The organism is Rhizorhabdus sp., assembly GCF_018006725.1.
Classification (GTDB): Bacteria; Pseudomonadota; Alphaproteobacteria; order Sphingomonadales; family Sphingomonadaceae; genus Rhizorhabdus.
In genome coordinates, this window is sequence record NZ_JAGMXV010000015.1 from 1 (window position 1) to 14,413 (window position 14,413).

The following is a 14,413-nucleotide window of genomic DNA, read 5'->3' on the forward strand; positions in this document are numbered from 1 at the left end:
GTCGCTCCGGGCGCGAGGTTCAGGCGGCGGAAGAACTCCTGGCGCGGGCTCTCGACGGCCTTCTGCAGCGCCTTGAGCGCGGCGTCACCGGGGGACGCGATATAGGCCCCCGCCGCCTGCTCGACCCGCATCATCCTCGCGACGGTCGACATGCGGATCATCGCGCTCGACGCGCGCAGCGGGCGGCCCTGCGCCGGCTTCGGCGACAAGGGCACGGTGCGCGTCGACCCCGGCAAGCTCCACCATCGCGGCGAGGTCAAGCTCGCCGCCCCCGCCGCGATCGTCCGCGACAGCATCGTCATCGGCACGTCGGTGCTCGACAATGTCCGCGCCAATGCGCCGCGCGGCATCATCCGCGCCTTCGACGCGCGCAGCGGGCGGCAGATCTGGACCTTCGACCCGATCCCGCAGGAGGGCGGCCCCGACCGCGACTGGATGGGCGACAGCCGCCACACCACCGGCGCCGCCAATGTCTGGTCGGTGATCGCGGGCGACCCGGCCCTCAACATGGTCTATCTGCCGACGTCGAGCGCCTCGCCCGATTATTATGGCGGGCTGCGGCCCGGCGACAATCGCCACGCCAACAGCACGGTCGCGCTCGATGCCGCGACCGGCAAACTCGTCTGGGCCCGCCAGCTGATCCACCACGACATCTGGGACTATGACACCCCCGCCCAGCCGACGCTGGTCGACATCACGCGCGGCGGGCGGCGCATTCCCGCGCTCGTCCAGCCGACCAAGCAGGGCTATGTCTTCGTCCTCGACCGGCGCACCGGCGCGCCGCTCTTCCCGATCGACGAGGTGCCCGTGCCGCAGGGCGGCGTGCCCGGCGAATGGCTCTCCCCCACCCAGCCGCGCCCGCGCCTGCCCAAACCGATCGTCCCGCAGAGCATCACCCCCGACCAGGCCTGGGGCTTCACCCCCTGGGACCGGGGCAAGTGTCGCGACCTGATCGCGCACTATCGCTCCGAAGGCCTGTTCACCCCGATCACGACGCGCGGCACGATCACCTATCCAGCGGCGTCGGGCGGTGCCAACTGGGGCGGCGGCGCGATCGATCCGGTGCGGCAGATCTTCTACGTCAACAGCAGCCGGGTCGCCTCGGTCATCAAGCTGCGCCCGCGCAAGCCGGGGGGCAGCGGCACCGTCCAGCTGTCGGCGCATGAAGACGTGTCGCCGATGGCCGGCACCCCTTATGACGTAAAGCGCGAGTGGCTCCTTTCCCCGCTCGGCGCCCCCTGCACGCCGCCGCCCTGGGGCGGCCTCACCGCGATCGATCTGCGCAGCGGCCGCATCCTGTGGGATGTTCCGCTGGGCACGATCAACGACCGCCTGCCGATCCCTCTCCCCGTGGACATCACGCTGGGGACCCCGAATATCGGCGGGCCGGTCGCAACGGGCGGCGGCGTGCTCTTCATCGCCGCGACGATGGACCGCAACCTGCGCGCGATCGACATGCGCAGCGGCAAGCTGCTGTGGCAGGACCGTCTGCCCGGCGGCAGCCAGACCACGCCGATGAGCTATGTCACCGGCGGCCGCCAGTTCGTGGTCGTGTCATCGGGGCAGCATATGTGGTTCCAGACGCCCCGCTCGGACGAGCTGATCGCCTACGCCCTGCCGGCGAAGTGAAGCCCGGCATCGCGCTCGGCGCGGTTGGTCGACGCCGCCGCGCCGATCTCGCTCATCCCCAGCTCGCGATGCTTTTCGGCGAGCAGCGCGACATAATGGCGGCGCACCTCGCCCTCCAGTGACAGGATCGCGCTCTTCAGGAAATTGGCGTGGAGCTCGATGCAGCAGGTCGGCCCGTCGATCGTCCCTACCGCCCAGCGATGATAGATGACGAACTCGGTCGCGACGAGCTCCTGCGCGATCCGCTCCAGGTCCAGATCGGTGCAGGCATGGCCCGCCTCGATCTCCCGGTCGAGCCAGTTGCGGAAGCGGTTATAGGCGACCGAGCCGAGCTCGCGGATCGCGGCGGGGCGCGGCACCGACGAGAAGAAGAAGTCGATCACCGTCCGCGCATAGAGCGAGTCCCGGTACATTTCGGCCACCATCCAGTCGAGTTCCTTGAACACGACCTCGATGGTGTACTCCTTCTTCTTGCGCGCGATGTGCCGGCGAACCTCGCGCAGCCGGTCGGCCACCGTCGCGAAGATGACGCCTTCCTTGTCGCCATAGAGGCGGTAGAGCGTCCGCGGCGCGACATCGGCCTCGCGGCTCAGCCGCTCGATGGTGAGGCCCTGCACCCCGCCCTCGCCGAGGATATTGTGCGCGGCATTGATGATGCGCGCGCGGCGCTCGGTCATCCCCTGGCTGGCATAGCGCTTGCGGGCGCGCGGCTTGCCCGGCGCAGCGTCGGCGTCGATGTCCCCGGCCTCGATGTCAGCGGGGTCGATGTCGCCAGAGTCGATGTCGGTCATTGCGGACAGGCTAATCCCTAAAGCGCCTGTCGTCACGCTCCGGAGACGTCCTGCCAACTGGCCTTAGTGCGCAAAGCGGCGATCGCCGCGCCATATTCGCGCTCCAGCGTCGCCACCCGATCGGCGACGCTCTCGACCGCCTTGACCGCGCCCACGCCCTGGCCCGAGCCCCAGATGTCGCGCCACGCCTTCGCATCGGTGCCGGAGGCCGATCCGAAATCCATCGCGGTCGGGTCGCGCTCGGGCAGGGCATCGGGGTCCATCCCCGCCGTCACGATCGACGAGCGCAGATAATTGCCGTGCACGCCCGTAAAATAGCTCGAATAGACGATGTCCGACGCGCCCGCCTCGACGATCGCCTGCTTATAGCCGTCGACTGCGTTCGCCTCCTTCGTCGCGATCCAGGGCGAGCCGATATAGGCGAAGTCCGCGCCCAGCGCCTGCGCCGCCAGGATCGACCGGCCATTGGCGATCGCCCCCGACAGCGCGACGAGGCCGTCGAACCACTCGCGCACCTCCTGCACCAGCGCAAAGGGCGACAGCGTCCCCGCATGCCCGCCCGCGCCCGCCGCGACGAGGATCAGCCCGTCGGCGCCGCGCTCGACCGCCTTGCGCGCAAAGCGGTCGTTGATGACGTCGTGCAGCACGATCCCGCCCCAGCCATGCACCCCGGCATTGACGTCCTCGCGCACGCCGAGCGAGGTGATCACCAGCGGCACCTTCCACTTGGCGCAGACCTGCAGGTCATGCTCGAGCCGGTCGTTCGAGCGGTGGACGATCTGGTTGACCGCGAAGGGCGCGGCCGGCCGGTCGGGATGCGCGCGATCATGCGCCGCCAGTTCCTCGGTGATCCGGTGCAGCCACTCGTCGAGCTGACTCGCCGGCCGCGCATTGAGCGCGGGAAAGCTCCCGACGATCCCCGCTTTGCACTGGGCGATGACCAGCTCGGGCCCGGACACGATGAACATCGGCGAACCGATGACCGGCAGGCGCAGCGTGTCGAAGATCGGATATCGGGAGGCAGACATGACTCACTTTCCGCATGGGGCAAGGGGTTTACGGTAATGCCATGGGGGAAGTTGGGGTGGATGCCAAGGGGGGCCATCCAAGGCCGTTGCACGCTTATGACGGCAAATGGGACAAACCTACTGATCGCCGTCGCTTGTGGCCGCGCCTGGTTGCGTCGTAACGAGTCATTCGTGAAGTCGAGTGAGCCCTCTGATCTATGTTCGGGCTGAGGATCCTGCGGACGGAGGATTCCATCACCGAATCTGATAAGCGGCCGTTCGTTCAGGCACCGCGAGCGCGGGTCGCCTGCTTGGACCTTGGCGACTGTCTCGCCTTGGGCTCGATTTGCGATCTGTGGCGCCTTCGTTGGAGCACTAGATCAGTCGTTAGCCGGCGGCGTTGTTACGAGGAGTGGCGAAGGCGCGCGTGCAATGTTCAAGGAAGGCCAGAAAGCGGGGTTTATGATGTACATCGCGTGATCATCCCGCCCTTCGCGGATCTTGAGAATTTTGAGGTCATATCCAACAGTGTATATGTAAAAGTCATTACCAGCTGTTCGTATCCCCAATATACCGTAATATAGGAGAAAATCTAATACGGCCGCATGCTCATTTTTATCTATACCAGCATCTCGAAAAATTACCAGCAATTCAGGCTTTGTTAGGCTGCTTTTGGCGTCTAGGAAATGGTATAAAAGATCTCTGGCGTCCGGATAAACGTCGCTCAACTCACGATCAAGCTCCTGAAGGAGGTCTTTAGAGTAAGCATTAATGCCTTTCTCAATATCTTCCTCCTCAATTCTCTCATGTCGGAAATTAGTAGCAAATCCCTTGCAGTGATTGAAAATTTTAAGAAGATTACGCGGTCGCATCAGTGACTGCTCAATCATGAAAGCTGACGTTTCCTCTCCTTTGAAATGTGGCGCGCAAATCTGACGCCATAAAACGTCAAACTCAACGTTCCGCTTCCCATCAAAAGAAGACACAAGGCGCAAACGCAGCAATTCCCGCAAAAGATCGGAGTCAGACCAATCCAGAGTTGCACGCAATTCTTTGCCGTAGTCAGCGCTATGCTTCATTAAATGATCGTAGACATCATTCCGGACAAAAACTATGCAATGGAAGTCGTGGCCATCTCTTCTCATATCCCGCTCTAGACGCCGACCGGCATCAACTAGACAACGGAGAACGATGATATCGAGAACGTCGATTCCGTGGAGATTCCATCCTCTATCCAAGTTATCAAAGAGGATCCAGACGGACTCTTTATGCTCAAGATAATCGGAGATGCGTTGCCGCAATATTTTGATATCGTGCGAGTATAGAAGCTCAGTGACCTGCGCAGCCGTCAATCTCTGGCCATCATCTTGGCTAAACTTGGATCGATATTCATTGATGATTTTCTCGGAGAGCCTTGAAAGTCTTTCGGCGAAATCGCCTTCAGACGAAAAATCGGGTGTACGATAGGAACGCTCGAGATCTGAGTACAGCTGATAAATCGTATGGTTTTGCCTGTAGGTAGAAGCATCTTTCTCCAGAAGCTTATACGCCACTTCTAACAGGATTAAGTACTCCCAGAATGCAGTCACGAGATGCTCCCGCGCGCCTTCGGTTAGATGATCTAAAATGTCTTCTTTGAGCTTTATAAGCTGATAGCCCTCAGGCTTTAGATCGACGACAATATTCCGCTTATCAGAGCGCGTTTTATTGCGAACGCTGATCCACAGTGCAGTCTTTCCAGACCCCTTGCGGCCCACAACAAGATTTACTTCACCTCGTAGGGCGCGTTCATACTCGGGAGTGCGGAGATAATATCGACCCAACGTTGTCATCTCATTCTCAGCGCGGGGATCGCCAACGTCCAACGCTTGGAGCTTCGTGAGGAACTCCTCTCCATCGGAGTCAGATTGCGAACTGTATTCTACAATCTCTGGGCAAAAGCCCGCGACGGCATCGATAATATCCTCTTCCCGCTTATAGGGTTTGACTATGTCACGTATATCAAGCGGAGCGCTAAACGTGACTGGCGCCACTACCAACCGCGGCTTCCCCATGCCGTCAGCCAGACCAAGTACGAACATCGCGCGGATGTTCTGCAGAACGGACCCTTCAATGGTATCGTCTTGAAGCGGTACAGCGATGCCGGAAGATTCCGCGACCTGGCGGACGGCCTCGGTTGCAGAAAGGCGCAGGTCCTCATCGGGGTTGAATGTGCGATGGTATCGGTAGCCAGCCTTCTTCAGTCGTGATAGGAGCAGCTTCACCGCCTGATTTCGCATCGGCGGCTCGACGACATAGACCAACGCCTTTCTGTTTAACGGAAATGCGATTGGCAGCGGAGTTGGATCGATGTGAGCTGACAGTCTTTGCTGTAGATCTTCGACACCTTCGTACTCATGGTAGCCGAGGGTGTCGAAGATGCCGGCAGCATTGGCGAGAGTCTTGTCTCCCTTGGTATGGCGATGCCTTATAAGGAAGACACGCTTAGACCGACCTATCGCGAAGCCGATTTCATAGATAACATTCAGATTCAGATAGGTTATGTCGGCCACTATGAACGGTGATTCATCGATGCGTTCAAGGATCGGCGAAACCAGCGGGGTCCCAGGCACGTCGTTAAACTGCCACGGCTCGTAGATCACCGGCAGAGGTTTTGCGTTCGCTCGCTGCACAGCGCTGAAAATTGCCTGACTGACATGCTCATCGGCTGACGAATAGGCTACAAACACCACGCTCTTTTGATTTCCCATAGTTTGTGCCTACCTTTTTTATGAAATTATGGCACGGCTAGCCGTCGAAGAGAACGCCTATTATCGCTGCATCCGCTGCATCCGCTGCATCGAGCCCTCTACTCATCCAACCCACCTTAAACGGCTGCTTTTTTGGGGCGATGATCCATGCCGTCGAACGTCCGCGTTGTCACAGCGGCAGCGAACGACGGGGAGCAGCCTATGGAACGACCGGCTTCGGGGTGAACGGACGTTCCGTTACCTGCATCGAAACGGCGTGAGCTGGTCGTGAGCCGCCCCCCCCTAATCCAAATTCTCATACAACCGGTTCAGCAACGTCAGCAGCCGCGAAAAATCCGCTGCGCTGAAGCCCTTCGTCACCCGCTCGTAGATCGGCGCCGTCACGCCGCGCGCGGCGGCCAGTTTTTCGCGGCCCACGTCGGTCAGCAGCAATTCGGTGATGCGGCCGTCCTGCACGCTCGGCTGGGTTTCGACGAGGCCGGCCTTCGCCATGCGCTCGACGATGCGCATCATCGTCGACAGGTTGATCACCGCCGATCGGGCGACCTGGCCGATGGCGAGGGGGGATTGTTCGCCGAGGATCATCAGCACGCGCCAGGTGGGGATGTCGATTCCCAGCCCGCGCAGTTCCGCCTCGATCACGACATTGTAGCGGCTGACCGCGCGGTTCAGCAGATAGAAGGGATAGGCATCGACGCGGAAGTCTTCCGACCCCGGATTTCCCAGCGGACGCAGATCCTTAGCCACGCTTGTCTTCCCATCAGGATTTTACTTGCATCTGCAAGTTTTTCGAGTCAGCTTGATGACTGCTCATTGCTTGGGAGGAAGCACGATGTCCAGCACGCAGACGCTTATGGATTTCGCTACGGCGATCGGTCAGGACCGGATCCGGGTCGTCGACCTGACGCAGACGCTGTCGGAGGACACGCCGGTCCTCGTCCTACCCCCCGAATTCGGCCAGTGCGCGCCCTTCTCGCGCGAGGAAATCTCGCGCTATGACGAGCGCGGCGTCGCCTGGTACTGGAGCAACTTCACCGTCAGCGAACATACCGGCACGCATTTCGATGCGCCGGTCCACTGGATCTCGGGCGCGGAGCTCGAGAATAACAGCGTCGACAAGGTGCCGCCGCAGAAGCTGATCGCGCCCGCCGTCGTGATCGACTGTTCGGCCGAGGCCGCCGCCGATGCCGACTTCCTGCTGAAGGTCGAGCATATCGCGGCGTGGGAAGCGCAGCATGGCACGATCCCGGCTGGCAGCTGGGTGCTGTTCCGCACCGACTGGTCGAAGCGCGACGTCGACGCCTACACCAACCGCCGCGAGGATGGCGCCCACACGCCGGGGCCGAGCACCGAGGCCATCCGCTTCCTGATCGACGAGCGCAGGATATTGGGCTTCGGGGTCGAGACGATCGGCACCGACGCAGGGCAAGCGCATCTGCTCGAGCCGCCCTATCCCGCGCACACGCTGCTCCACGCCGCCGGCCTCTATGGCCTGCAGTGCCTGGAGAATCTCGACCAGCTGCCGCCGACCGGCGCGGTCGTCGTCGCGCCGCCGCTGAAGATCCGCGACGGTTCGGGCAGCCCGCTGCGCGTGCTCGCGCTCGTCGCGGCCTGATCGGGGAGCAGGGGCATGGCGGAGCGGTCGTTCAAGGCTGAGGTCAAGAAGCTGGAAGCCGGCGCCGGCGAGGAGTTCGTCGGCGAAGGCATCCTTGCCGTCACCAAGGCGCTGCTCCAGTCGGGCGTCGCCTATGTCGGCGGCTATCAGGGCTCGCCGATCAGCCATCTGATGGACGTGTTCGCCGATGCGAACGACCTGCTCGAAAGCCTGGGCGTGCATTTCGAGGCGAGCGCCAGCGAGGCGACCGCCGCCGCGATGCTCGCCGCCTCGGTCAACTATCCCTTGCGCGGCGCGGTCGCGTGGAAATCGGTCGTCGGTACCAATGTCGCGTCGGACGCGCTGTCCAACGTCGCCTCGGGCGGGGTGAAGGGCGGCGCGCTGATCATCGTCGGCGAGGATTATGGCGAAGGCTCCTCGATCATGCAGGAGCGCACCCACGCCTTCGCGATGAAGTCGCAGATGTGGCTGCTCGATCCGCGCCCCAACCTGCCCAGCATCGTCAATTCGGTCGAGCAGGCCTTCCAGCTGTCCGAGGCGTCGAACACGCCGGTGATGCTCGAACTGCGCGTCCGCTCCTGCCACATGACGGGCAGCTTCATCGCCAAGGACAATGTCCGCCCCGCGATGACGGTCGACCAGGCCGCCGCCTCGCCGGTGCGCGACACCAACCGCATCGTGCTGCCGCCGGCCAATTTCCTCCACGAGGTCGAGAAGGTCGAGCAGCGCTGGCCGGCGGGCATCGCCTTCGTGCGCGACAACAAGCTCAACGAATGGTTCGGCCCGGCGCAGGACGATATCGGCATCATCGTGCAGGGCGGCCTCTACAACAATCTCAACCGCGCGATGGAGCTGCTGGGGCTGGCCGATGCGTTCGGCACGGCGCAGCTGCCGATCTACTGCCTCAACGTCACCTATCCGCTGATCCCCGAGGAAGTCGCGGCCTTCTGCCAGGGCAAGAAGGCGGTGATGATCATCGAGGAAGGCCAGCCCGAGTTCATCGAGCATGAGCTGAACACGCTCGTCCGCCGTGCCGACCTGCAGACGCGCGTCGTGGGCAAGGACGTGCTGCCGCGCGCGGGCGACTATACCGCGCATGTCGTGCTCGAAGGGCTGCGCAAGTTCCTCGCCGAGTGGAAACCCGCGATGACCCTGCCCGAGCAGGCGATCGAGCCGCTGCCGGCCCCTGTCGCCGCGCAGATCCCCGCCCGACCGGCCGGCTTCTGCACCGGCTGCCCCGAGCGCCCCGTCTTCACCTCGATGAAGCTGATCGAGCGCGAGCTCGGCCCGGCGCATGTCTCGGCCGATATCGGCTGCCACCTCTTCTCGATCCTGCCGCCGTTCAACATCGGCAACACGACGATGGGCTATGGCCTGGGCACGGCTGGCGCCTCGGCGTTCAAGCCCAAGGACAAGCGCGCGATCGCGGTGATGGGCGATGGCGGCTTCTGGCATAACGGCCTGACCTCGGGGATCGGCAATGCGGTGTTCAACAAGGACGACACCGTCACCCTGATCATCGACAATGGCTATTCGGCAGCCACGGGGGGCCAGGACATCCTGTCCTCGCGCGCCGACAACAAGGAGCGCGCGACGCGCCACCCGATCGAGCGCGCGGTGCGCGGCATCGGCGCGAAATGGGTGCGCACGATCGACCGCACCTATGACCTGAAGCGCATGACGGCCGCGCTGCGCGAGGCGCTGACCAGCCCCGAAAAGGGCCCGAAGATCATCGTCGCCCAGTCCGAGTGCATGCTCAACAAGCAGCGGCGCGAAAAGCCGGCAGTGCGCAAGGCGATCAAGGAGGGCAAGCGCGTCGTGCGCGAGCGTTTCGGCGTCGATTCCGACACCTGCACCGGCGATCACAGCTGCGTCCGCCTGTCGGGCTGCCCGTCGCTGACGATCAAGCCGAACCCCGATCCGTTGCGGCGCGATCCGGTGGCGCATGTCGAGAACAGCTGCGTCGGCTGCGGCCTGTGCGGCGAGGTCAGCCATGCCGCCGTGCTGTGCCCCAGCTTCTACCGCGCGAGCATCGTCTCCAACCCGACCGGCTGGGAACGCTTCCGCAAGCGGATCGGCGACGCCGTGATCGGCTTCCTGCAACAGCGCGACAACCGCGCGCGCGCCGCGAGGGCCTTCTGATGAACGCTGTGACTACTGCGGACCGCAACCGCATCTGCATCGCCATTCTCGCCATGGGCGGCCAGGGCGGCGGCGTGCTCGCCGACTGGATCCAGGAAATGGCGCGCCACCATGGCTGGCTCGCGCAGGGCACCTCGGTCCCCGGCGTCGCCCAGCGGACCGGCTCGACCGTCTATTATATCGAGCTGGCCCGGGTGGTGGACGGCCGCGTGCCGATCATGGCGCAGATGCCCGTGCCCGGCGACGTCGACATCGTCATCGCCTCCGAACTGATGGAGGCGGGCCGCGCCATGCTGCGCAACTTCTCCACCGGCGACCGCACCACGCTGATCAGCTCCACCCACCGCGTCTATTCGATCGCCGAAAAGTCGGCGATGGGCGACGGGCGCGGCAACAGCGACAAGATCATCGAGGCGGCAGGACGTCGCGCCAAGCGCTTCATCGGCTTCGACATGGAAGCCGCGACCGAGCGGTCGGGCAGCGTGATCAGCGCGGTGATGTTCGGCGCGCTCGCCGGCAGCGGCACCCTGCCCTTCGGCCGCGACGCCTTCGAGGAGGCGATCCGCCAGAGCGGCATCGCGGTTCCCTCCAACCTCAAGGGCTTCGACGAGGGCCTGCGCGCGGCGCAGGGCGCGGTGACGCTGCCCGAAGCGCCGCAGCATGACGCGCCGCAGCCGACCAGCGAGGCTGGCCGTGCGCTGGCAGCGCGGATCGCGGCGAAGCTTCCGGCCGCCGCCCATGCCAATGCGCTTCACGGGGTGCAGCGCCTGATGGACTATCAGGACGCGGCCTATGCCGAGCTTTATCTCGACCGGCTCGAGGCTGTCGCCGCCGTCGATGCCGCGCCCTTCCTGCTGAGCGAGGAGACCGCGCGGCATCTGGCGCTCTGGATGAGCTACGAGGACACGATCCGCGTCGCCGACCTCAAGGTGCGCGAAAGCCGCATGGAGCGCGTCCGCAAGGAGGTCCATGCCGGTTCGGACCAGCTGCTGACCGTCACCGAGTTCATGCATCCGCGCCTGCAGGAAGTGTGCGAAACGCTGCCGGAATCGATCGGCGGCAGGATCCTTGCCTCCGACCGGCTCAAGCGCTGGCTCGACCCCTTCTTCCAGAAGGGCCGCCATGTCGAGACGACCAGCGCCCGCTGGTTCGCGGTGCTGTGGCTGCTGTCGCGGATGCGCGGCATGCGGCGCCGGACGCTGCGCTATCGCGAGGAACAGCACCGCATCGAGCAATGGCTGCAGGACATCCGCGAGGCCGCCCCGGCGGACAATGCCCTCGCGGTCGAGATCGCGCGCTGCCAGCGGCTGATCAAGGGCTATAGCGACACATTCGAGCGCGGCCTGCGCAACTATGCCGCGATCCGCGCGCGCCTCCACGCGCTGCCCGCCTCCGAACGTACGGCCGGCTGGCTCGCCCAAGCGCGCGAGACGGCGCTGGCCGACGAGAAGGGCCAGCATCTGCAGGAGCTGCTGGCGGCCTGACCGGCCATCCCCCCGACCTATGCTGCGCACAAAAAAGGGGCCCGTCCAAGCGACGGGCCCCTTTTTGCTGCACCTATGCTGCGATGTTTTGGGAAGGGGCCGGCCGCTCCTGCAGCGGTGACGGCCAGCCCCTTCCCGCCCCTCCCCCGTCGCCGGGGGAAGGGTGGGCCTCGTCAGAAGGCGGCGATGTCGGTGATGCCGCGGCCCAGGATCAGGGCGTGGACGTCATGCGCGCCTTCATAGGTGTTGACGGTCTCCAGATTCACCATGTGGCGGATCACCTGATACTCCTCGGAGATGCCGTTGCCGCCGTGCATGTCGCGGGCCATGCGCGCGATGTCGAGCGCCTTGCCGACATTGTTGCGCTTGACGATCGAGACCATCTCCGGCGCGAAGCGGCCTTCGTCCATCAGGCGGCCGACGCGCAGGCTGGCCTGCAGGCCGAGCGCGATGTCGGTGAGCATGTCGGCCAGCTTCTTCTGGTAGAGCTGGGTCGCGGCCAGCGGGCGGCCGAACTGCTTGCGGTCGAGGCCGTAGGAACGCGCCGCGTCGAAGCAGAACTCCGCCGCGCCGAGCGAACCCCAGGAAATGCCGTAGCGCGCACGGTTGAGGCAGCCGAACGGCCCCTTCAGGCCCTGCACGTTCGGCAGCAGCGCATCTTCGCCCACTTCGACGTCGTCGAGGTTGATCATGCCGGTGATCGACGCGCGCAGCGAGAATTTGCCTTCGATCTTCGGCGCGGACAGGCCCTTGGCGCCCTTCTCGACGACGAAGCCGCGGATCTGACCGTCATGCGCGTCCGACTTCGCCCAGATCACGAACACGTCGGCGATCGGCGAGTTGGAGATCCAGGTCTTGTTGCCGTTGAGGCGATAGCCGCCGTCGATCTTGGTCGCGCGGGTGCGCATGCCGCCCGGATCCGAACCGGCATCCGGCTCGGTGAGGCCGAAGCAGCCGATCCATTCGCCCGAGGCCAGCTTCGGCAGATAGCGCTGCTTCTGCTCTTCCGAGCCGTAGCTGTAGATCGGGTACATGACGAGGCTCGACTGCACCGACATCATCGAGCGATAGCCGGAATCAACCCGCTCGACCTCGCGTGCGACCAGGCCATAAGCGACATAGGAGGCGCCCGCGCCGCCATAGGCTTCGGGGATCGTCACGCCGAGCAGGCCCTGCGCGCCCATCTCGCGGAAGATTTCCGGATCGGTATGCTCGCGCGCGAAGGCGTCGATCACGCGCGGCTGGAGGCGATCCTGCGCATAGGCGCGCGCGGCATCGCGGATCATCCGCTCGTCATCGGTCAGCTGGTCGTCGAGCAGGAAGGGATCGGACCAGTCGAACCGGCTCATCTGGCTCATGTCATGTTCCTCTTTGCGGGGCCGTCGCGCACCAGACGGTCGGGCCGGAATGATGAAAGTATATGTCAGTCGGGGATGACCGCGGTCGTCTCGATCTCGATCAGCGCTTCGTCTTCCATAAGCGCGACGACCTGCACCACCGCCATCGTCGGGAAGACACGCCCCATTATCGCACGGTAGATTTCGCCGATGCGGCGCACCTCGGCGAGATAGGCCTGCTTGTCGGTGACGTACCAGGTCATCCGCACGACATGCTCGGGCTTGGCGCCCGCCTCGGCGAGGAGCGCGACGAGGTTGCGCAGCAGCTGCTCGAACTGGCCGGGCAGGTCCTTCGCGACGAACTTCTCTTCCTCGTTCCAGCCGACCAGGCCGGCGGTGTAGATGGTGCGGCCGCGCGTCTCGATCGCGTTCGCATAGCCCTTCGGGCGCGGCCAGCCGGCCGGTTGCAATGTCTTCACTGTGCCTGTTCCTGCGCTTCGGCGATCGTCGCACGCGCGATCACCACCTTCTGTACTTCGCTGGCGCCCTCATAGATGCGCAGCGCGCGGATCTCGCGATAGAGCCGCTCGACCATCTTGCCGCTGACGACGCCCTCGCCGCCGAACAGCTGGACCGCCTTGTCGATCGTCACCTGCGCGGTGTCGGTCGCATAGAGCTTCGCCATCGCCGCCTCGCGCGTGATGCGCGGCTGGCCGCTGTCCTTGGCCCAGGCCGCGCGATAGATCAGCAGCGCGCTGGCGTCGTTGCCGAGCGCCATGTCGGCCAGCGCCGCCTGCGTCAGCTGCAGGTCCGACAGCGGCGCCCCGAACAGCTTGCGCGTCGTCGCGCGGGCGAGCGCCTCGTCGGTGGCGCGGCGCGCGAAGCCGAGGGCTGCGGCGCCCACGGTCGAGCGCAGCATATCGAGCGTCGCCATCGCGACCATGAAGCCCCGGCCCGGCTCACCGAGCAGATGATCGTCGGGCACGAAGCAATTGTCGAAGCGGATCGTCGCCAGCGGATGCGGCGCGATCACGTCGATCTTCTCGGTGACCGAGAAGCCCTCGGTCGCGGTCGGGAAGACGAAGGCGGAGAGGCCGCGCGCGCCGGGCGCCTCGCCGCTGCGGGCGAAGATCGTGAGGATATCGGCGATGCTGCCGTTGGAGATCCAGGTCTTCTCGCCGTTGATGATCCAGCCCCCGTCGACCTTGGTCGCGCTGGTCGCCATCGCCGCGACGTCGGAGCCCGCTTCCTTCTCGGACAGGGCAAAGCCCGCGATCATCTCGCCGCGCGCTACCTTGGGCAGATAGGCGGCCTTGACCGCATCGCTGCCGAACAGGCCGATCGCGCCGGTGCCGAGCCCCTGCATCGCGAAGGCGAAGTCGGCCAGCCCATGATGATAGCCCAATATCTGCCGGGTCAGGCATAGGGTGCGGACGTCGACCGGGCTGTTCAGACCACCGAAATCGGCCGGAACCGCCGCGCGCAGGAAACCCGCCTCGCCGAGCAGCCGCACGAGCGCGCGGCAGTCGGCGTCCACGTCGCCCGTCTCATGATGAAGCGCGTCGGCGTTCTTGCGGCACCAGGCTTCCAGGTCCTGGGCGTAGCTGCGGTGGCGATCCTCGAAGAAGGGCCAGGACAGGAAGCTCTGGTCCGCCATC

12 protein-coding genes are annotated in these 14,413 nt (G+C 64.5%); 4 read left to right on the plus strand and 8 right to left on the minus strand.

The genetic code is table 11. The features are described from left to right. Positions 1–161, minus strand: a 161-nt coding sequence (locus KAY22_RS27895; RefSeq protein ID WP_366514061.1) for a malonyl-CoA decarboxylase N-terminal domain-containing protein, incomplete at its 3' end; no start/stop codon positions are given. Here KAY22_RS27895 and KAY22_RS04100 point away from each other — a divergent pair. Next, positions 151–1,629 carry a pyrroloquinoline quinone-dependent dehydrogenase gene (locus tag KAY22_RS04100; RefSeq protein WP_296620330.1) on the plus strand — a complete coding sequence of 493 codons (1,479 nt, stop codon included), beginning with the start codon at positions 151–153 and terminating at the stop codon, positions 1,627–1,629. The two genes, KAY22_RS27895 and KAY22_RS04100, sit on opposite strands and share 11 nt — an antisense overlap. On the opposite strand, the gene KAY22_RS04105 is transcribed toward KAY22_RS04100, so the two are convergent. The 4 genes from KAY22_RS04105 to KAY22_RS04120 form a co-directional block, all read right to left on the minus strand. After that, a complete protein-coding gene (locus KAY22_RS04105; RefSeq protein ID WP_296620332.1) occupies positions 1,608–2,420 on the minus strand; it encodes a TetR/AcrR family transcriptional regulator in 813 nt (270 codons plus the stop codon). The two genes, KAY22_RS04100 and KAY22_RS04105, sit on opposite strands and share 22 nt — an antisense overlap. Before the next feature lie 32 nt (positions 2,421–2,452). Continuing rightward, positions 2,453–3,448, minus strand: a complete 996-nt coding sequence (locus tag KAY22_RS04110) for a nitronate monooxygenase family protein (RefSeq protein WP_296620334.1) — start codon at positions 3,446–3,448, stop codon at positions 2,453–2,455. Positions 3,449–3,807: 359 nt separating this feature from the next. Further along, complete coding sequence (locus KAY22_RS04115) at positions 3,808–6,177, minus strand: hypothetical protein (protein ID WP_296620336.1); 2,370 nt, start codon at positions 6,175–6,177, stop codon at positions 3,808–3,810. Between the two features lie 282 nt (positions 6,178–6,459). Continuing rightward, positions 6,460–6,924 (minus strand): MarR family winged helix-turn-helix transcriptional regulator, encoded by a 465-nt coding sequence (locus KAY22_RS04120; protein ID WP_296620338.1) that lies wholly within the window; start codon positions 6,922–6,924, stop codon positions 6,460–6,462. 85 nt (positions 6,925–7,009) lie between these two features. On the opposite strand from KAY22_RS04120, the gene KAY22_RS04125 reads away from it, so the two are divergent. Genes KAY22_RS04125 through KAY22_RS04135 form a run of 3 tightly spaced genes read left to right on the plus strand, consistent with a single transcriptional unit; the run spans position 7,010 to position 11,418 of the window. Beyond that, complete coding sequence (locus KAY22_RS04125) at positions 7,010–7,792, plus strand: cyclase family protein (protein WP_296620340.1); 783 nt, start codon at positions 7,010–7,012, stop codon at positions 7,790–7,792. A gap of 15 nt (positions 7,793–7,807) precedes the next feature. Beyond that, on the plus strand, positions 7,808–9,934 hold the full coding sequence (locus KAY22_RS04130) for an indolepyruvate ferredoxin oxidoreductase subunit alpha (protein WP_296620342.1): 2,127 nt from the start codon (positions 7,808–7,810) through the stop codon (positions 9,932–9,934). Continuing rightward, positions 9,934–11,418 carry an indolepyruvate oxidoreductase subunit beta family protein gene (locus KAY22_RS04135; RefSeq protein ID WP_296620344.1) on the plus strand — a complete coding sequence of 495 codons (1,485 nt, stop codon included), beginning with the start codon at positions 9,934–9,936 and terminating at the stop codon, positions 11,416–11,418. Before KAY22_RS04130 ends, KAY22_RS04135 begins: the two co-directional genes overlap by 1 nt. A 173-nt stretch (positions 11,419–11,591) precedes the next feature. On the opposite strand, the gene KAY22_RS04140 is transcribed toward KAY22_RS04135, so the two are convergent. From KAY22_RS04140 to KAY22_RS04150, 3 genes are all read right to left on the minus strand, one after another. Further along, entirely contained in the window at positions 11,592–12,776 is a 1,185-nt protein-coding gene (locus KAY22_RS04140) for an acyl-CoA dehydrogenase (protein ID WP_296620347.1), read from the minus strand. A gap of 65 nt (positions 12,777–12,841) precedes the next feature. Further along, on the minus strand, positions 12,842–13,234 hold the full coding sequence (locus KAY22_RS04145) for a RidA family protein (RefSeq protein ID WP_165323104.1): 393 nt from the start codon (positions 13,232–13,234) through the stop codon (positions 12,842–12,844). Beyond that, entirely contained in the window at positions 13,231–14,412 is a 1,182-nt protein-coding gene (locus KAY22_RS04150) for an acyl-CoA dehydrogenase family protein (protein WP_296620350.1), read from the minus strand. The genes KAY22_RS04145 and KAY22_RS04150 overlap by 4 nt, the downstream gene beginning before the upstream one ends. Position 14,413: the final 1 nt, after the last annotated feature.